This window comes from Poseidonocella sp. HB161398 (genome assembly GCF_005870025.1).
Taxonomy (GTDB): domain Bacteria; phylum Pseudomonadota; class Alphaproteobacteria; order Rhodobacterales; family Rhodobacteraceae; genus Mangrovicoccus.
This window is the reverse complement of sequence record NZ_VATA01000014.1, coordinates 49,711-68,572: the sequence shown is the minus strand read 5'-3', so window position 1 is coordinate 68,572 and position 18,862 is coordinate 49,711. Positions and strand designations below refer to the sequence as shown.

The window sequence follows — 18,862 nt, the reverse complement described above, 5'->3', positions numbered from 1 at the left end:
AGGCAGTCAAACCAATGCTGAACTTCGCTCGCAGGACGAGGCGCGGGCTCGATCTCGTCCTCTCCACCGCCTGTGCCCTGATGATGGCCGCGCTCGTGGCCTGCGTGACCTGGCAGGTGCTCAGCCGCTACGTGCTGGCCCGCCCGAGCACCCTGACCGACGAGGCCTCGCGCTTCCTGCTGATCTGGCTGGTGCTCGCCGCCGCGGCGCTCTGCACCGGGGCCAAGCGCCATCTGGCCATCGACCTGATCGTCGGCGTGCTCGGCGCCCGCGGCCGCCGCTGGCTGGAGCTCTATATCGATGTCGCCATGACCGGCTTCGCCTTCTGGGTGATGCTGATCGGCGGGCTGCGGATGATGTCGACCGCGGCCGGCGTGGGCGAGCTGTCGCCGGCGATGCAGCTGCAGATGAGCTATGTCTACGCCATCCTGCCGGTCAGCGGCGCGGCGATCCTGGCCTACTGCCTGCTCTCGATCGCCGAGACGCTGGCCGGGGCGACCCCGGGCTCCGCTGCCGCGGCCGGGCAGGGGGAGTGACGCCATGGAGAACTATCCGGCCCTCGTCCTTCTCTTCTCGTTCTTCTTCCTGGTCTTCACCGGCGTGCCGATCGCCTTCTCGCTGGGCATCGCCGCCATCGCCGCGGGCAGCATGATCCTGCCGCCCGAGATCATCCTGACCATCATCAGCCAGCGCATGGTCTCGGGGCTCGACAATTTCGCGCTGCTGGCGATCCCGTTCTTCGTGCTGGCGGGGGTGCTGATGAACCATGGCGGCATCGCGGCCAAGCTGATCCGGCTGGCCATGGTGCTGGTCGGGCGCACGCCCGGCTCGCTCGGCCATGTGAATGTCGTCGCCAACATGCTCTTCGGGTCGATCTCGGGCTCGGCCACCGCGGCCGCGGCGGCGGTCGGCGGGGTGATGTCGCCGATGCAGGCGCGCGCGGGCTTCCCGCCGACCTACTCGGCGGCGATCAACATCTCCTCCTGCGTCAGCGGGCTGCTGATCCCGCCCTCGAACGTGATGATCATCTACGCCGTCACCGCCGGGAACCTGTCGATCGCGGCGCTCTTCGCGGCGGGCTACCTGCCGGGCTTCCTGCTGGGTCTGTCGCTGATCGCCACCGGCTTCGCCATCTCGCGGGCCCGCGGCTACGGCTCGGGCGAGCGCGCGGGGCTTGGCGACATCCTGCGGGCGCTGGTCGAGGCGATCCCCAGCCTGCTGCTGATCGTGGTCATCATCGGCGGCATCCTCGGCGGCATCTTCACTGCCACCGAAGCCTCGGCGGTCGCGGTGCTCTACGCGCTCGTCCTGTCGGTCGGGATCTACCGCACCATCCCGCTGAAGCAGCTGCCGGCCGTGCTGGTCGAGGCCTCGGTGACGACCGGCATCGTGCTGCTGCTGGTGTCGATGTCGATCGCCATGTCCTGGGTGATGACGCGGGCGGACATCCCGCAGACGATCACCGCGGCGCTGCTGTCGATCTCGGAGAACCCGCTGGTGCTGCTCCTGATCATCAACCTGGTGCTGATCGTCGTGGGCATCTTCATGGACATGACCCCGGCCATCCTGATCTTCACGCCGATCTTCCTGCCGGTGGCGACCAGCATCGGCATGGACCCGCTGCATTTCGGGATCATGATGATCTTCAACCTCTGCATCGGGCTCTGCACGCCGCCGGTGGGCATCGCGCTCTTCGTCGGCTGCTCGGTGGCGGATGTGCGGGTGCAGCATGTCGTCCGGCCGCTCCTGCCCTTCTTCGGGGCGATGCTGCTGGCGCTGGTGCTGGTGACGGTGCTGCCGCAGCTGAGCCTGGCGCTGCCGGAATTCTTCGGCCTCTACAACTAGCCCGGCAGGGCCCGGGGGCGGATCCCGGGCCCTGCCGTTCCGCTCAGCCGCCGAGCGGTGCGGGCGGGCGGCCGGGGACCACCTGGTCGAGCTCCGAGGGCGGCACCCGGTAGGCGGCGGCGAAGCTCGCGAGCACGGTCAGCGCGCTGGCCAGCTCGGCTGTCATCGGCGCGGCGAGCACCAGGGAATCCAGAAGGTATACCGCGATCGTCGTCAGCGCGCCGGCGGCGCCTCCGGCCATCACCTTCCTTCCGGGCAGGCAGGTCTGCATCCTTGCCATATGTGTCTCTCCTTCTTGCTTGCTGGTTTCCGGGGGCTAGAGCAGCGCCGCGGCGCGCAGGAGCCCGGCAATGCTGTCGACGGGAATGCCGCCCGGGGCGACGCCATCGGCGGGCCGCCAGCGGCCGCCCGGTCCGGTGCCCGGCTGGTTGAGGACGCTTCCGGGATCGGCGGCGAGCAGGCCGACCAGCGTCTCGGCGACGAGGCGGCTGCCGAGCGGACCGAGCCGCCCGCCGCTGCCGAGGCATTCGGCCTCCTTGAGAATGTAGACCCAGAGCGGCGTGTCCCCGGCGAAGCCGCCCGCCTCGAGCGCGGCCCCGGCCGGGCCGGAGACCAGCGCCGCGCGGTCCAGCGCCGGCAGCTGCGGCCCCCCGGTGGCGTTGACCGCGGCCAGGCAGGCCTGGCCCGAGGGCAGGTTCAGCCGCAGCCCGCGCCGCAGGTTGCGCCGGGCGAGATGGCGCATCACCCCGGGCACATGCGTGTCCGTCTCCTCGTTGGCCAGATCTGCCAGGGGCGGCTCGATCATGGTGTCGATGCGGCGCGCCGAGCGGTCCGGAGCGTCGGCGGTCACCGGACCGACCAGGCGTTCCCATTCCACCGCCATGTGGCTCGGCAGCCGCGGCGCGGAGCCGCCGCCGGGCAGCGGCATCGGCTCGGCGGCATTGCCGGTATTGGCGAAGAGCAGCGGCAGCCCGGCGCGTTTCGCCAGCGGCACCACCCCCGGCACCGGGCGGCCGTAGTAGCGGTTCCAGTCATAGCTGGCGCGCACCATGGAATGGCCGAAGCGGAAGGCGGCGACAGAGAATTCCAGCGGCACCGGCAGGAGCCCCGGGCCGGGGGTGCCGACACGCTCGCAGAAGGCACGGTAGAGCGCTGCGCGCGACTGCACGACCCCGGCCAGGACGCCGGGATCGCAGATCGCCGGCAGGTAGTCATGCAGCACGATCCACTGGTAGTGGAGCCGGACCATCTTCCGCGCCCAGGTGAAGACCTTGCTGCGGTCCGAGACATCGGCGAGATGCCGCGGCGCCTCGTCCACCACCTTGTTGTGGAAACGCAGGAAGCCGAGATGCAGCTGTGCCACGACGAGGTTCTCGTCATTGCGCGGGTCGCCGATAATCGCGGTGTGCAGGCGCAGGCTGCCATCCTCGCGGTCGACGAACATGTCGCGCAGCTCGGGCGGCAGGCAGCGCAGCTCCTCTTCGGTGAAGGCGGGATCGGGATCGGAGATCGCCCGCGCCAGCCGCAGCAGGTCGGCGGCGGGATCCGCGGGAATCGGCACGCGGCCGACCGGCGAGATCGCAGTCGTCCCGATCCAGAGCTTGGCGCAATCCGCCGGGAAGCGCAGCGCCTTCTGCATCTTCTGCGCGAACGGTCCCATATTGGGCCCGCCGCCATAGACGCTGTCGAGATTGAGCGCCCCGGCGCGCAAGTTGCCCAGATGCGCCGCCACGGTCCGGCGCGGCAGCGGTTCGACCTCGTCGGCATCGATCACCGACATGCCCGCCTCGCGGTCGGTATTGGCGGTGACATCATGGTCGATGAACTGGCCGAGGAAGGTGAAAACCGAAGGGATCTGCGAATGTCCCTCGTCCAGGGCCGGCTGGGCGACCATCGCCTCGGCCAGCGCGTCGAGCCGCGCCGTGGTGCCGGGGCCGTGTGCCGCGATCGGGGCATCCGGGAAGAGATAGCCGAACGGGCCGAAGGCCATCTTGCTCTCGTCCTCGCCATTGCAGTACCCGCAGGCCTGCGCGATGGGGATGGTCGCGCCTTCGTAGCGGCGGACGCCGTCGCGGGGAACTGCCATGCGGCCGTGCTTCCCGATGAATATCATGTCCTGATCCTCCTGTCGGTGCGGGCCTGGTCTGGCGGTCCCGTCCTGAAATTGACTTTAGGGAAGACTGCGCATCCTCCGTGACCGCGCCGTGATTGCCCGGTGAGCGCGGCTAGAGCGCCTCGAGCGCCGGGTCGGGGGGCAGGCCCAGCCGGGTGCGGATCAGCGCCGCGAAGGTGCCGAGCGGGCGGTGGTAATGGACCGAGACCTCGGCCTCGCCCAGCCCGAAGGCGGGTTGCCCGGCCAGGCGCCGCGCGCGCGCGACGATGTCCTCCGCGATTTCCTGCCAGTCCTGGCGGGACACCGCATCTGCGGGCTTAAGCCCGGGGTCGTAGGGCGCTCCGGGCGCCAGGCTGTCCTGGATCATCTGCTCGATCATGTGCGAATCTGCTTGCCGCGTTCTCGGGTATTCGCGTGAAGCCAAGCGCATTGCCCGTTACGCGGGCGTGATTCCGGGCCGCGAATCGGCGGATGCCGTTGGGGAAGTCCGGAATCACGCTATGCTCACGGCGGCTCTGCCTAGGTCGGCAAAGCAGAGTTCCAGGAGCATTTCAGCCATGAGCATTCACGGAAGAACCACGCGGGCCTGCCCCTATGCCGCTCTTGCGAGCGGCTCCGGCACGGCCGCCCGCAAGAGCTCGGCGCATTTCCGCAACCTTCCCGGCGGGACCGGGCAATGGGACGAGATCAGCGGTTTCGCCGGGCGGGGGGCGAAGGAGACCGCGGAAGTGCTCGGCAAGCTGGCCAGCCGGATGCTGGAGGCGGCGCCCGGGCTCGATCCGTTCAACCCCAACCTGCCGGCCGGCTATACCTATCTGGGCCAGTTCGCCGCCCATGACATGGTCCTGTCGGATGTCTCGGTCTCCGAGGACGGGCGTCCGGGCGTGCTGAAGGATTTCCGCAACGAGCGGCTCCTGCTGGAAACGGTCTATGGCGGCGGCCCGAATGTCTCGCCCGAGGCCTATGCCGAAGAGGCCTATTTCGACCGGCCGCAGTACCGGCTGCGGCTGGGGCTGGTGCGGCACGGCAAGTTCCGCGGGGCGGGCGACGCCAGGGACCGCTCGGACTGGGTGATGCGCGACATTGCGCGCTGCTGTCCGGTCGATACCAATGACGCGGTCGGCTTCCCCAACCAGGCAACGCACCGGCGCACGCCGTTGGTGGCCGATCCGCGCAATGACGACAACTTCATCATCTCGCAGCTCCTCGTCCTTTTCAGCATCGCCCATAACGAGCTCTGCGAGGAGCTGATCGCGCGCCGCCCGGCGCTCTGGCGCGGCCAGCGCGGGGGGGCGGCCCGGCGCGACCGCCACGGCGTCTTCTGGATGGTGCGCAAGATGCTCGCGCGCACCTGGCGGCGGATCCTGATCGAGGACTATCTGGCGCGGCTGCTCGATCCGGGGGTCTACGCCCTCTACCGGCATGCCGGCTGGCGCTGCGCCTTCAGCCCGCCCGGCGACCGGCGCATGCCCTTCGAGTTCAGCCACGGCGCCTTCCGCATGGGCCATGCGATGGTGCGTCCGCGCTACGAGCTGAACGGGCTCGAGGGCGGCAGCTTCGACATGGAGCGGGTCGTCGCGCGGAGCTCGACGCGCAATCCCGGGGCGTTCCCGACCGATGCGAGCTGGCTGGTCGAGTGGTCGCGCTTCTTCGGCGGGGCGCAGACGCCGCCGCAGAGCAGCCGCAAGCTGGTGCCGCACATGGCGCGCGTGCTCTCGGAAGCCGTCATCGACGAGACGCTGCCCTATCGCGACCTGGAGGCCGCCATGGCGGTCGGCACCCGCTCGGCCCGGTCGCTGTCCCGCCAGTTCCAGGCGGAATTCCCGGGGCTCGCGCCCGCGCTGCCCGAGGGGGCCGGCCCGGGCGCGCATGGCCACGAGACGGCGATCGCGGACTGGCTCCGGGCCGGCAAGACGAAATTCGGCGATGACGAGGTGCAGGCGCTGGCCGAGGATCCGCCGCTGCCCTTCTTCGTGCTCTTCGAGGCGATGCAGGCCGCGGACGGGCTGCGGCTCGGTCCGGTGGGCTCGATGATCGTCGCCGAGACCATGGCCGGGGCGCTGGAAGAGAGCCGCGTCCATGTCCGCCCGGACAGGGCCTGCCAGGCGCTGGAAAAGGCGCTCGGCCTCGACGGGGTCTCGGACATGCCCGGCTTCCTGCGCTTCGTCCAGGCGCTGGTCGCGCAGGACCCGGCCCTGGCAAAGACCTACGGCCTCCCGGTCGTGCCCTTCACGCAGCATCCCACACAGGAGTGACCCCATGCCCGAACGCGTCAAGCCGAAGCCCGGAAAGTACAAGGAACTCGGCCAGAAAATCGTCGAATGGACGAAGGACAACAGCACGCTGCCCGGGCTCGACCCCGACGGCACCGTGACCGATCTGGCCGCCTTCCGCGAGGAGATGAAGGACATCGTGCACCTGCCCGACACGGTGACCAGCGTGCGCTTCGTGATCCCGAAGATCGAGGACCCGGCGGCCGAGACCTTCACCTATATCGTCCGCCTGCCGCTGAAGGAGCTGGTGGAGCAGTCCGAGGCGGAGCTGGGCGCGCTCGATCAGAGCATCGCCGAGGAGGGCGCCGTCAGCGCGGGCAGCCCCTATGACATCCCGGCCTTCTACCTGCCCTTCCTGACCGGGGATCCGGACGTGCCGAAATATCTCGACATGCTCTACCGCCGCATTGCCGACTACACGTTCGCGCATTGCAAGTGAGGGGCGGGGTTCAGCCGGGCGCGGCCAGTCCCGCCCGGGCGAGCCCGTCGCGCAGCGCCGAGACCACGTCGCGGTTGCGGATCGGGAAGGCGTCGAGGAACCAGGCGGCGATGTTGCCCGTGCTCGGCGCCGTCTCGGCGGCCCAGTGGTCGCGCACCAGCTCGGCGAAATGCGCCGCCTCCTCGCGCGCCTCCGCCACCCGGCCCAGATTGGCCAGCGCCGCCGCCTGCCAGCCGCGGATATAGAGCGTGGCGTCCTCCGCCGCCTCCGCCGCCTCGACGCAGCCCAGGTAGTCGCCGCAGATGAAGCGCACCCCCGCGCGATAGGCCCAGTGCAGCGGCGAGAGGTCGAGCCCGGTCTCGCGCGCCCGCGCCTCGAGCGCGGCGGCCTCCTGCAGCTCGCCGCAATAGGCCAGCCCCAGCGCGCAGGAAACCAGCGTCCAGGGGTCGTTCTCGTTCAGGCTGTAGGCCAGGCGGTAGTTCATCGCCGCCTGGGCGTAGCGGGCATTCATCGCGTAGGACCAGGCGAGGCACAGCTGGGTGCGGCAGTCGAGCGGGTCGTGCTCCACCGCCTTGCGGGCGAAATCCAGCGCCTCGCGGTGCTGCTCGCGCGAGCGGCGGCGGCCGGGGAAGACATGGTGGCGCGAATTCATCACCTGCACCAGGCTGGAATAGGCCGGGGCAAAGCCGGGCGCCTCCTCGATGATGCTGCGGAACTCGCGCTCGGCCTCGGCCTCGTCGGCGGGGCGCCAGCGGTAGCTGAGATCCTGCGCCGCCAGCCAGCGCGAGAAGATCCGGTCGGCGCGGTCCTCGCCCGGCGCGCCGCTGCGCATCCGGTCGACCGAGAGGTAGATGTTCAGCGACAGCGCCAGTTTGCGCACCACCGTCTCGCGCACCTCGCGCCAGCCGTCCAGCGACAGCTCGGCCCGCTCGCTCCAGATATAGCGGTTGAGGCGGCTGTTCTTCAGCGTCAGCACCAGCTGCATCCGCCCGGCCTCCTCGTAGTAGGAGCCCTCGATCGTGTAGTCGACCCGCTGGCCGGAGGGCTCGGCGGGGAAGGCCGCGCGCTCCTCGGTCACGACCCATTCGCGGAACCGCACCAGCGCGGCGATCAGGTCGCGGCGGAAGCCCTCGACCAGGCTGTCCTCGCGCTGCCAGGCGCCGCCCTGCACGAAGGCGCGCAGGCCGATCACCGGCAGCCGCGGCAGCACCGTGCCCGCGCGCGGCACCGGCAGCGCGGGACCGGCCTCCTCGGCGGGGGGCGGGGCCGGGGCGGCCCCGGCGGGCGGCCGCGGCGCCGGCACCAGGCAGCCCGACTTGATGTCGACGATCAGCGCCTGGGTCTGCTCGTCCGGCTCCATGTCGTAATCCTCGGCCAGCAGCGTCCAGAGCCCTTCGTACTGGCGCAGCGCGGCGGGGACATTGCCGGTCTCGGCATGGTAGCGGATCAGGCAGCGATGCGCCTCTTCATGGGTCGGGTCGATCGCCACCAGATGGCCCGCGGCGGCCAGCGCCTGCTCGGGCGGGGCGGCGGCCATGGCCTGCCGCAGATGGCGCTCGTAGCGGTCCTCCCATTGCCGCCGCCGGACCCGGATCCAGGCGCTGAAGCCCGGGTCGATATCGTCGAACCCCGCGAGGATGCCCTCGGGATCGAGGAAGGTCTCGGGCAGCGCCTCGAGCGGGCCCTCGCCCGAGAGCGCGGCGTCGCAGTCGAGCAGGTCGACCGAGATCCGCGCGAGATCGAGAACCACCTCCTCGCGCGAGCCCGCCAGGCCGTCGAAGCCCGCATCCTCCAGGGGCTTGCGGATCTGGCGCAGGCACTGGCGCAGCGAGGTCCGCGCCTGGGCGTCGCTGCTGCCGCTCCACAAAAGCGTGGCCAGGCTCTCGCGGCTGGCACTGCCCGAGGGGCTGAGCGCCAGATAGGCCAGCAGCGCCCGGCCCTTGCGGCTGGCCAGCGACAGCGGCCTGCCATCGGCGCCCGCCAGGCGGAAGCCGCCGAAGAGCCCGATCGACAGGCCGGGCGGCGCCGGGCCGCGGCTGCGGCCGGAGACGGGCTGGGCGAAACTGGGGTCCTGGAACTGGCGGGTCAAAACTTTCGGGCCGTCTGGCTGGGGTCAAATCGGGGCGGGTCGAATTCGGTTTGCGGAATGAATGGTATCATTTTGCGAGGTATCGAGAAACCCGCTCACCCGGACGCGCATCACCGGGATGCCAATGCCGGGACGGGTGATGTCGCAGGCGGCGGCGCGGTGCCCGGCCTCCTCGAGCCGTAGGGCAATGGCGGCGGAGAGACGGCCCGGGCCGAGCGCGGCGGCGTCGCGGGGCGGGGCGGGCGAGCCCGCAAGGCAGGGGCAGGCGTCGAGATGCAGATGGCGCTGCCGTTCCAGCCAGATCCGCTCGGCCGGGCCCATTGCCGCCTCGCCGACGGTGCGGGCGCGGTAGCGGGCGAGCTCGGAAGCGGCCTCCATCTGGCAGAGCTCCAGGAGCGCGCCCCGCTGGGCGGTGGCATGCTCCGGAGCGGCGCAGAAGCCCGCGACCACGGCCGCGCCGCCCGGATCACAGGACAGCGCCGCTGCGACCGGCAGGCCATGGGCCGGGGTCAGGTCGAGAAACCAGGTCTGCCGCGCCCGTCCGGCGCGGAGCCGGGCTTCCAGCGCAGATGCCTCCCCGGCGGCGGGAACGGCACGGGCGCTCTCGCCCCGGTGCCACCAGCGGGCGACGGCATCGCGCTCCACCGCCTCGAGAAGCGCGGCGCAGGTGGCGGTCTCGGGATCGGGCCCGGCGCCGGTTCCGGTGCTGGAGGCGGCTCCCGCCCCGGCGCCGGGATCGCGCAGCACCTCGTCTGCGGGCAGGCTGCAGGCGCTGCCATCGGCCAGGCGCCGCCCCGCCACATGGCCGTCGCGCACCAGCGGATCCTCCGGCTGGCGCAGGAAGGAGAGGTATTCCGCCGCCTCGCCGAGGCAGGTCTCGAAGGCGCGGGCGGGGTCGAGGCCGCGGCCCGAAAAGCCGCTCTGCCCCGGCTCGGGTGCGCGGGCGCCGACGAGGCGCAGGCCGGGGGCGAAGGGCGCGGGCACCGGGAAGACGCCGCCCAGCCTAGCGGCGAGCCGCAGGAGCGCGATCCGGTTGGCGGTCGTTCCGGCCTCCGCCGGGCCATAGCCGAGCGCGTCGAGCATGCGGGCGGCCGCAGAGCGCAGCGCGCCGGGCAGCGCGGGTGGCTTACCCGTGCCGAGCATCAGCGCCGCCGCGCTGAAAAGCTGTCCGGCGTCCTCCGCCAGGGCTGGTGCGTGCTCTGTCATGTCCCCCGTACCGGCTGCCGCCGGCCGCTTTTGCTTAAGCATAAGCCGGCTCTTGCCGTTACGGCGACATTTTCCCCGCCCGTCGGGCCGATCTGCCCGCTGCCCGCCGGGCATCCGCCCGAGAATTGGGCGGATGCGTGGCCGCAGGGCCGCTCAGGGGTCGCTGCGCGGCCGCATCAGGTAGCGCGCGGCCACGGGCGCCCCGAGGATCACGATCACCATCCGCATCATGTGATGGACGATGACGAAGCCCAGATCGGCGCCGCTGACGATTGCCAGCACCGTCATCTCGGACTGCCCGCCAGGCGCGAAGGCGAGGAAGGCGTCGAGCGGCGGGGCCAGCCCGGCGAGGCTGATCGCCTCGGTGAAGGCCGCCGAGAGCACTGCCAGGATCGCCACGTAGAGCGCGCCCGAAACGACGTAGCGGCGGATCTCGCCCAGGGTCGTGCCGACATAGTGGACCCCGATGCCGATGCCGACGAAGAACTGCGCGGCCAGGATCGCCTCGCGCGGGGGGCGGTGATGCAGGAGCCCGGCCTGGGTCAGGATCACGGTGGCAATCAGCGGCCCGAGGATCGGCGCGCCGAAGAGCCCGGCGCGTGCCGCCAGCTTCCAGCCGCCGAGCGCGGCCAGGACCATCAGCGCGAGCTCCCCGGGCGGCATCGCCAGGAGCGGCTCGCCCACCGGCATGTCGAGGCCGCGGCCATAGAGATGCACGATCAGCACCGGCGCCAGCGCGACGATGAAGAGCACCCGCGTCGCCTGGATCAGAGAGAGCGCGCGGACATCGCCCCCGGCCTCCTGCCCGAAAAGCACCATGTCCTGGAAGCCGCCCGGCATGGCCGCGTACCAGGCTGTCGCCGGGTCGTAGCCGAGGCGGCGGAAGAACGGCACGCCGACAAGCCCGATCACGAGGACGAAGACCGGCACCATCGCCACGGTGACCGCCATCGAGGGGATCATGTGCACCACGTCCGGCGTGATCGCCGAGCCCGCCGCCACGCCCAGGATGGTCCGCGCCGCGGAGGAAAGCTGCCCCGGCCCGCGCAGCTGCATCCCCCACAGCGCCGCACCGAGGCAGACCGCCAGCGGCCCGAAGAGGAAGGGCAGCGGCAGCCCGGCCCATCGGAAGGCCAGCGCCCCGGCGGCGGCCAGGAGCACGGTTTTCAGGCGGAGGACAAGCTGGCTTTCCATGCGCGGCTCCTGCTGCTACGATTCCATGTATCCAGAAGTATCCAAAAGGATGCAGAATGGGAAGCGGCAGCATGACGGAGGGCGCGGAGTTGGCGGAACAGGGAAGCGAGGCGCCGGGCCTGCCGCAGGGCCAGGCGGCCTACCAGCGGCTGCTGGAGGATATCCGCTCGGGCGCGCTGGCGCCGGGGACGCGGCTGCGCGAGGTGGAGCTGGCCTCGCGGCTGGGCCTGTCGCGCACGCCGGTGCGCGAGGCGCTGCGGCTGCTCGAGGCCGAGGGGCTGGTCGCGCATCTGCCGCGCCAGGGGGCGGTGGTGCGCCAGCTCGACTATGCCGAGGTGGCAGAGCTCTACGAGATGCGCTCGGTGCTCGAGGGCACGGCGGCGCGGCTGGCGGCGCGGATCGCCTCGGATGTCGAGCTGGAGGAGCTCGAGGTGCTGCAGCTCGCGGTGGAGGCGGCGCTTGCCCGTGCCGACGAGCGCGGCTCCTCGGAGGCGAACCGGCAGTTCCACGCGGCGCTGCATGACGCGGCGCGCAACCGCTTCCTGATCGGCGCGATCCGCGGGATGGAGAAGACGATGCTGATCCTCGGCCCCACGACGCTGGCCGATCCCGAGCGCCGTGCCGGAGCGGCGGAGGAGCACCGCGCGATCCTGGCGGCGCTCCGCGCCCGCGACGGCAGCGCGGCGGAGGCGGCGATGCAGCGCCATATCCGCAACGCCCAGCGGGCCCGCCTGCGCTCCCCCCGCGCGCTGCCGCCGGAGCCGGAGCCCGGCCCGCCGTCCTGATCCCGCCGCCTGGCCCGGTTGCTGCGGAGGCCGGGCAAGAGAGGCAGAGCCGTGCGCGGCGCGCCCGCCCGGAGATCGATCGCGTCGCGGCCGGAGGGTCCTGTCCGCATCCGCCGCCCGGCGTCGAGGGCTCCGCTGCGGCAGAGCGCCTCTGCACAGGAGCGCATGCGACGGCGTTCCGCAGAGCCTCCGGCGGCAGAGGATGGCGCATTCCCGCCGCCACGGGCCGTCCCGTTTCGAGGCGCGAATGGCCGTCGCCAGCGGACCGCGAAGGCAGGCGCCAGAGCCCTCGCCCCGGCGCGCTCCCGCGGAGGGCGACGTCGCCTGCTGCCGCCTTGCGCATTGGGACGGCCTGCTTGGCGAGGTCGACGGCGCTGATCGCTGCGTCTTGCGTCATGCGAACCTCCCGATCCCGTGGCCCGCGTGCCGTCCGCTGGGCGTGCCCGGCCTGTCCTCAATGCCTCGGCGCACCCCGCCGGAACCTGCGCTCGGGGCTCTCTGCCCTCTCGGCCGGGTCGGGCCGTCGCGCGGGCCTGCCGCGGGTCGGCGGAGGTTTCTGCCGGACTGGCCCCGGCGATCGCGGGACCGGCGTCCGGAGGGCCATGGGAGGTCGACCCGGCAGGGACGGTGCACATCCCGCGGGCCAGTCGGCCGCTTCGGCGATCGAGGTGGTTGGCTGGCGCGGCAGAGACGCCCGTGCGTGTGACTTCCCGGAGGTCGTCCAGAGCACCTCGCCGTCATTCGCCCGAGCCTCGCAGGCAGCCTTGGCCGCGCCGCGGCGGTGACGGGCCTGCAGCGGCCGGGCGTGGCGGTCGCGTCGCCGGCCCAGCCAGGCACGACGGCGAGCGAGGGCGTCCGCGAGCCGCTCCGGAACGGTGGCGGCACTGCCTTCGCGCCAGGCTGCAGACGTTCCGGAGCAATCGCTACCGAGGGGGGCGTCGGCCGGCCAAATGGAAACGGGGGAACGCAAGCGTTGACGGCATGCCGATGCCGCGGACACTGCCCCGGACGGGGACGGGGACGGGGACGGGGACGGGAACGGGGACGGGGACGGGAACGGGGACGGGGATGGGGACTGGAATGCGGCCCCGCGGCCCGGAAAGCTGCCGGACATGCGCGTTCAGCGGGACAGGCAGCAGCAGCGACCGGGAAACCGTCCTGTCCCGGCTTCTCATCCTCCGCTTCGGAATGCGGCCCCGGCAGGCGCCGGGCCGGTCTCCTCCGTCACGGGCCGCGGACATTTTTCTCGTCAGCCTGACAGGGGCCGAGAGGACGGGCAGGCGCGTCGGCCCGCTCCTTCTGCGAAGGGGAGATGCGTGCCACCGGGATCGGCGGACCGGACCTGCGGCCGAGGAGGCGGTCTCCGGTCTGCGCTCCGTGGAAGGGACGGGCGCCGGGACCATGGCCGCCGGAGCTGCCCCGGCGTCCGGTCCGGCCCTGTGGTTGCGTCCGGTCGGCGGCGGGCTTCCGCAGCGGGAACGCATTTCGGACGGGGCGGATGGCCTGGCCGGCACAGGCGGACCGGGGAGAAGGACGGGCCCGGGCGGCGGTGCCGCGGGCCCGGTCTGCCCGCCTAGGCGGGTACGAAATCGGGGCCGTCGGCGAGGATGCAGCTCTCCAGCACCTTGCCCTCGAAGACCTCGACGAGCCCGGCATCGCTCAGGCGCGGGCCCGGATTGCAGACCAGCGAGGCGCCGAAGAGCGCCTTGAAGACCAGGTAGGGCGGCTCCCAGTCGACCAGGCGGCCGAGCTCGGCGCGCAGGGCGGCGAAGCCCGCGGAGACCTCGGCCAGCGGCGCCTCGCTCATCAGCCCGGCCACCGGCAGCGGCAGGCAGGCGGTGGCGCGCCCCTCTGCCGCGACCGCGACGCCGCCGCCGGCGGCGATCACCGCATTGGCGGCCGCGGCCATGTCGGCGGGATCGCGGCCGAAGACCGTCAGGTTGTGGCTGTCATGCGAGACGCTGGTGGCGAAGGCGCCGCGCCAGCTGCTCCAGTTCTCGAGGAGGGCGACGCGCACCGGGGTTCCCGCGCCGTGGCGGTTGGCGACGGCCATGCGGATCATGTCGGCGGGCAGCTCCAGCCGGCCGTCGCGCACGGCAATCTCGCGGCGGCCCCAGACCGGGAAGCGCGGCTTCGACAGCGTGGCAACAAGGGCGCGCGGGCCGCGGGCGGGCACCTCGAAATCGGCAGGCGAAAGGGGGGCGAGCCGCATCGTGTTCCGCAGCGCGGCCGGGGTCGCGGGCCGGGCGGGCCGGCCGAGGAGCGCGCCATCGGAGGCTGCCAGCGCCCCGTCGGCGATGACATGGGCCGCGCGCACCTCCGCGACATCGGAAAGCAGCACCAGATCGGCGCGGCGCCCCGGCGCGACCAGCCCCAGATCGGGGCGGCCGATGCGGCTGGCGGCGTTCAGCGTCGCCGCGCGATAGGCCCAGAGCGGCGGCAGCCCGCAGCCGATCAGCATCCGGATCACCGCGTCGAGCCCGCCCTTCTCCGCCAAGTCGTCGGGGAAGACATCGTCGGTGCAGAGCGTCACCGTCTGCGGCAGCGCGCCGAGCCCGAGCAGCGCCTCGGCGAAGTCCGGCAGCAGATGCGCATGCGAGCCGCGCAGCTCGATGGTGAAGCCGGCCTCGAGCTTGGCCAGCAGGTCCTCCGCGCCGGTCAGCTCGTGATCGGTCTCCACGCCCGCGGCGGCGAAGGCGGCCAGATCGCCGCCGGACAGGCCGCGGGCATGGCCGCAGACCCGCTTGCCCGCCGCCAGCCCGGCGCCGACGATGCCCGCGACGCGCGGATCGCCCTCGAGAAGCGGCTGCATCGTCATCAGCTCGGCCGCGCCATGGATGTCGCCGCGCGCCAGCCAGCGGGTCACGGTCCCGGGGCCGAAATCGCCGCCGCTGGCCTCGTAGCCGGGGGCGGAGGGCACGCAGGTCGGCATCAGCGGCAGGAGCCGGAGCGGCAGGTCCCGCGCGGCATCGAGCGCGGCGGAAAGCCCGTCCTCGCCTGCGACATTGGCCAGCTCGTGCGGATCCCAGAGCGCCGTCGTCACTCCGCGCGGCACCACCGCGGCGGCGTATTCGGCCGGGGTCACCATCGAGCTCTCGACATGCATATGCGTGTCGATGAAGCCCGGCACCGCCGTCAGCCCGGCCGCATCGAGCCGCGCGCGGCTTTCGCGCGCCGGGTCGGGCGCGTGCACGCTGGCGATCAGCGGGCCGGTCAGGCCGATATCGGCGCGGCGGGTGCGGCCGGTGACCATGTCGAGGATCTCGGCCCCGGTGATCAGCAGGTCGAAGGGCGCCAGGCCGCGGGCGGCCTTCACTGCGCGGGCGCGCAGCGCCGGGTCGTTCAGGTCAGCGGGAAAGGCCATCGGCGGGATCCGTTTCTAGCGCGGCAAGGCAGGCCGCCGCGATGTCGTCATGGGCAATGCGGGCCAGCCGGACCGGCCCTGCGGGGTCGCCGGCGAAGCGGGTCTCGCCATAGCTCTCGCCGGGTTCGGTCGAGACCGCCATGCGCACCGGCGCGAAGCCGATCGCCGCGGGGCGGGCCACGGCGAGGGCGGCGACGGGGTCGTAGATCGCCATGCCCGGCCGCCCGCGGGAGAGGCCGATATCGAGATAGCCGCCGAGCAGGTCGGCGGTCAGCGGATCGGTGCCTGGCAGGTCGGCAGGGCCGAAGGTGGCGCGGCGGCAGAACATCAGGTCCACCACGTCGAGCGGCAGGCCGGAGGCTGCGGTGAGGGCGGCGGCCTCGGGATCGGCCAGCGCGTTGAACTCGGCACGGGGCGAATGGTTGCCCGGCCCGTCGCTGCCGCCCATCCAGACCAGCCGGGTGATGCGGGCTGCGGCGGCGGGATGGCGCTGCAGCAGCAGGGCGATATTGGTCAGCGGGCCGAGCGCCAGCACCGTGCGCGGGCCGTCGCCTTCTGCGAGCCAGGCGGCCATCGCCGCGACCGCGTCGGCAGGGGGCGGCGGCAGGCCGACATCCGGCAGGTGGCGGCCGCGGGACGGCATGCCCCGCGGGCCGAGGATGCGCCCGGCCGTTTCCGGCGCGCGCAGGAGCGGCCGGTCGGCCCCGGCATGGAGCGGCGCGGCGATCCCGTAGGCGGCCGCCGCGCCCTGCGCATTGGCGATCACCCGGCCGAGCGGCGCATTGCCCGCGACCAGCGAGATCCCCGCGGGGGCGATCCCGGCGCGCGTCAGCAGGAGCAGCGCCCAGAGATCGTCGAAGCCGAAATCGGTGTCGACCCAGAGGCTCATGAGGCCAGCGGCCGCGCGGTGGCGGCGGGCAGGTCGAAGGCCAGGGTCTCGCCCAGCGGCACTTCGGGCAGGGCGATATCGGCATCGGCCTTGACCGGGCCGATCGGGCTGTCGATCACGTATTCGCGGTGCGACCCGGCGAAGGAGGCGGCGGCGACCCGGCCGCGATAGGGGCCCTCGCCCACCGTCACCGCATCCGGCCGCCAGGCCAGGATCGGACCGGCGGCGTCATAGGCCAGCGGCAGACGGCCATGGTCCGAGACGAGCGCGCCGGGCTCGGTGCGGAAGATGTTCTCGAAGCCCATGAACTCGGCGGCAAAGGCGGTTTCGGGGCGGGCATAGAGATCGGCGGCGGTGCCGAGCTGCTCGATCCGGCCCTGGTTCATCAGCACGATCCGGTCCGCGAGGGCCAGCGCCTCGGCCTGGTCATGGGTGACGAAGACCATGGTGACGCCGGTTTCCTTCTGCACCCGCTGCAGCTCGGTGCGCATCTCCAGCCGCAGCCGCGCGTCGAGGTTGGACAGCGGCTCGTCGAGAAGCAGCACCTTGGGCCGCATCACCAGGCTGCGCGCGAGCGCCAGGCGCTGCTGCTGGCCGCCCGACATCTCGGCGGGCTTCCTGGCCTCGAAGCCCGAGAGCCCGACCGTGGCCATGCCCTCTTCGGTGCGGGCGCGGATCTCGGCCTCGGGCAGCTTCTGCAGGCGCAGGCCGAAGGCGACATTCTCGAAGGCGCTCAGATGCGGGAAGAGCGCGTAGGACTGGAAGACCAGCCCGATGCCGCGCTTGTTCGCCGCCACCCGGGTCACGTCGCGCCCGTCGATCGAGATGCGGCCCGCGGTGGGGCGCATCAGCCCGGCGATGGCGCGCATGGTGGTGGTCTTGCCGCAGCCCGAGGGGCCGAGCAGGGCGATCAGCTCGCCCTCGCGGATCGACAGGTCCAGCGCGGGGACCGCGATGCTGCGGCCATAGGCGAGGGTCAGGTTGGAGAGTTCGACGAAGGCATCAGACATAGCGAGAGAATCCCAGGAGGCGTTCGGCCGCGAAGACGATGCCCAGCGACAGGAAGGCGAGCAGCGCCGAGAGCGCGGCGACGGAAGGGTCGAAGGTGATCTCCATGTAGGCGAGCATGTCGATCGGCAGCGTGCGCACCCCCGGCCCCGAGAGGAAGAGCGAGACCGGCACCTGGTTGAAGGAGGTCACGAAGCCCAGGATGAAGGCCGCCAGCACGCCGCCGCGGATATTGGGCAGCACCACCTTGGAGAAGGCCTGGAGCCGGGTCGCGCCGAGGAGCACGGCCGCTTCTTCCATGTCGGCGCGCAGGTTCTGCATCGAGGAGGAGACGACGCGCACCGCATAGGGCAGCACCAGCGCGGTATGCGCCAGGAACAGCGCCAGCGTCACGGTCACCCCGGTCGGCACCACGACATAGCGCAGGAGCGCCAGGCCGACGATGATCCCCGGCACGATGATCGGCGCGGCGACGATGGTGCGCACGGTCTCGGCCCCGGGCAGCTTGTAGCGGTTCAGCGCATAGGCCGCGGGCACGCCGAGGATCAGCGCCGACAAAGTGCCGAACACCGCCAGCGCCATCGACAGCGCGAAGCTGGCGCGGAAGCTCTCGATGGTGAAGACCTTCAGGTACCATTTCAGCGACAGCCCCTCGGGCGGGAAGGCCAGGCTGTTCCCGGCCGAGGCGCCGGCCAGGATGATGATGATGAAGGGGCCGATCAGGAAGGTCAGGGTCAGCCCCAGGATGGTCCAGGTCGCGAGATGTCTCATGGCTCAGCTCCGGGCGGTGGCGATGCGCTTCAGGAGCAGGTTCGCCGAGAAGGACATGACGATCAGGATCATCGCGATGACGCTGGCCGAGACGAAGTCGTTGGAGACATTGACCTTCTGGTAGAGGAGCGTCTCCAGCATCAGGACCTTGGACCCGCCGAGGATCGCCGGCGTGATATAGGCGGTCAGCGCGCCGGTGAAGACCAGCGTGCCGCCGATCACCAGCCCCTCGCGCGTCAGCGGCAGGATCACCTTGAAGAAGACCGCGAGCCAGCTCGCCCCCAGAACGCGGGCCGCGGGGATGACGTCGCGCGGGATGTTCTCCATCGCCGAGACCAGGCTGATGATCATCAGCGGCAGGAAGAGCTGCAGCAGGCCGAGGAAGACCGCCGTCTCGGTGAAGAGCAGCCGCACCGGCGTGTCCGACAGGCCGAGCCCGGTGATCGCGCCGTTGACGATGCCGGTGCGTCCCAGGATGACGATCCAGGCATAGGTCCGCGCCACCGGCGAGATCATCAGCGGCAGCACCACCATGCCGAAGACCCGGCCGCGCGATTTCGGCCCGAGATTGACGATGCAGAAGGCGGCGGCATAGCCGATCACGGCGGCCGTGCCCGCGACCAGCAGGCCGAGCTTCAGCGTGCGCAGGAAGACGGTGCGGTTCAGCGGCTCCGAGAAGAACTCGGCATAGCCCGCGAGCGACCAGCTGCCCGAGGGGCGGAAGGCCTCGGACAGCAGGATGCCGACCGGGACGAGGAAGAGCAGCGTCGAGAAGATCGCGGCGGGCAGCACCAGCGCCAGCCCTTCGCGCGTGTTGCGGAACATGGTCCGGGGTCCATCTGTTCTGGGCCGGCGCGGGCCCCGGCGGGGCGGCGGCGGCGGGCGG

The 18,862-nt window shown here is 72.0% G+C and carries 16 protein-coding genes; 5 read left to right on the top strand and 11 right to left on the bottom strand.

Annotated features, from left to right (window positions below; all coding sequences use genetic code 11):
• Positions 1-14 precede the first annotated feature (14 nt).
• Together FGX59_RS13050 and FGX59_RS13045 are read left to right on the top strand one after the other, a co-directional pair.
• Positions 15-536, top strand: a complete 522-nt coding sequence (locus tag FGX59_RS13050; protein WP_138466973.1) for a TRAP transporter small permease — start codon at positions 15-17, stop codon at positions 534-536.
• A 4-nt stretch (positions 537-540) separates the two neighbouring features.
• The gene (locus FGX59_RS13045; RefSeq protein ID WP_138466972.1) at positions 541-1,845 is read left to right on the top strand and encodes a TRAP transporter large permease; all 1,305 of its coding nucleotides are present in this window, start codon (positions 541-543) and stop codon (positions 1,843-1,845) included.
• Positions 1,846-1,888: 43 nt separating this feature from the next.
• Here FGX59_RS13045 and FGX59_RS13040 read toward each other — a convergent pair whose 3' ends face one another.
• From FGX59_RS13040 to FGX59_RS13030, 3 genes are all read right to left on the bottom strand, one after another.
• Positions 1,889-2,125, bottom strand: coding sequence for a hypothetical protein (locus FGX59_RS13040; protein WP_138466971.1), 237 nt, complete (start codon positions 2,123-2,125; stop codon positions 1,889-1,891).
• 36 nt (positions 2,126-2,161) lie between these two features.
• A complete protein-coding gene (locus FGX59_RS13035) occupies positions 2,162-3,958 on the bottom strand; it encodes a heme peroxidase family protein (RefSeq protein ID WP_138466970.1) in 1,797 nt (598 codons plus the stop codon).
• Positions 3,959-4,070: 112 nt separating this feature from the next.
• On the bottom strand, positions 4,071-4,337 hold the full coding sequence (locus FGX59_RS13030) for a hypothetical protein (protein WP_138466969.1): 267 nt from the start codon (positions 4,335-4,337) through the stop codon (positions 4,071-4,073).
• Between the two features lie 178 nt (positions 4,338-4,515).
• Here FGX59_RS13030 and FGX59_RS13025 point away from each other — a divergent pair, with 178 nt between their 5' ends.
• Entirely contained in the window at positions 4,516-6,213 is a 1,698-nt protein-coding gene (locus tag FGX59_RS13025; protein WP_171060633.1) for a peroxidase family protein, read from the top strand.
• A gap of 4 nt (positions 6,214-6,217) precedes the next feature.
• Positions 6,218-6,670, top strand: coding sequence for a hypothetical protein (locus FGX59_RS13020; RefSeq protein WP_138466967.1), 453 nt, complete (start codon positions 6,218-6,220; stop codon positions 6,668-6,670).
• A 10-nt stretch (positions 6,671-6,680) separates the two neighbouring features.
• Here FGX59_RS13020 and FGX59_RS13015 read toward each other — a convergent pair whose 3' ends face one another.
• From FGX59_RS13015 to FGX59_RS13005, 3 genes are all read right to left on the bottom strand, one after another.
• Entirely contained in the window at positions 6,681-8,759 is a 2,079-nt protein-coding gene (locus tag FGX59_RS13015; protein WP_138466966.1) for a BTAD domain-containing putative transcriptional regulator, read from the bottom strand.
• 24 nt (positions 8,760-8,783) lie between these two features.
• Positions 8,784-9,965 (bottom strand): YcaO-like family protein, encoded by a 1,182-nt coding sequence (locus FGX59_RS13010; protein WP_171060632.1) that lies wholly within the window; start codon positions 9,963-9,965, stop codon positions 8,784-8,786.
• Positions 9,966-10,118: 153 nt separating this feature from the next.
• Positions 10,119-11,159 carry an AbrB family transcriptional regulator gene (locus FGX59_RS13005; protein ID WP_138466964.1) on the bottom strand — a complete coding sequence of 347 codons (1,041 nt, stop codon included), beginning with the start codon at positions 11,157-11,159 and terminating at the stop codon, positions 10,119-10,121.
• A gap of 56 nt (positions 11,160-11,215) precedes the next feature.
• Here FGX59_RS13005 and FGX59_RS13000 point away from each other — a divergent pair, with 56 nt between their 5' ends.
• Positions 11,216-11,944: a GntR family transcriptional regulator gene (locus FGX59_RS13000; RefSeq protein WP_370295992.1), complete on the top strand. Its 729-nt coding sequence runs from the start codon at positions 11,216-11,218 to the stop codon at positions 11,942-11,944.
• A gap of 1,573 nt (positions 11,945-13,517) precedes the next feature.
• Here the strand turns inward: FGX59_RS13000 and FGX59_RS12995 are convergent.
• Genes FGX59_RS12995 through FGX59_RS12975 form a run of 5 tightly spaced genes read right to left on the bottom strand, consistent with a single transcriptional unit; the run spans position 13,518 to position 18,801 of the window.
• Positions 13,518-15,308, bottom strand: a complete 1,791-nt coding sequence (locus FGX59_RS12995; RefSeq protein ID WP_138466963.1) for an adenine deaminase — start codon at positions 15,306-15,308, stop codon at positions 13,518-13,520.
• Positions 15,292-16,197 carry a nucleoside hydrolase gene (locus FGX59_RS12990; protein ID WP_138466962.1) on the bottom strand — a complete coding sequence of 302 codons (906 nt, stop codon included), beginning with the start codon at positions 16,195-16,197 and terminating at the stop codon, positions 15,292-15,294. The genes FGX59_RS12995 and FGX59_RS12990 overlap by 17 nt, the downstream gene beginning before the upstream one ends.
• Positions 16,194-17,207: an ABC transporter ATP-binding protein gene (locus FGX59_RS12985; RefSeq protein WP_138466961.1), complete on the bottom strand. Its 1,014-nt coding sequence runs from the start codon at positions 17,205-17,207 to the stop codon at positions 16,194-16,196. Before FGX59_RS12985 ends, FGX59_RS12990 begins: the two co-directional genes overlap by 4 nt.
• On the bottom strand, positions 17,200-17,976 hold the full coding sequence (locus tag FGX59_RS12980) for an ABC transporter permease (protein WP_138466960.1): 777 nt from the start codon (positions 17,974-17,976) through the stop codon (positions 17,200-17,202). The genes FGX59_RS12985 and FGX59_RS12980 overlap by 8 nt, the downstream gene beginning before the upstream one ends.
• A gap of 3 nt (positions 17,977-17,979) precedes the next feature.
• Positions 17,980-18,801 (bottom strand): ABC transporter permease, encoded by an 822-nt coding sequence (locus FGX59_RS12975; RefSeq protein ID WP_138466959.1) that lies wholly within the window; start codon positions 18,799-18,801, stop codon positions 17,980-17,982.
• Positions 18,802-18,862 lie beyond the last annotated feature (61 nt).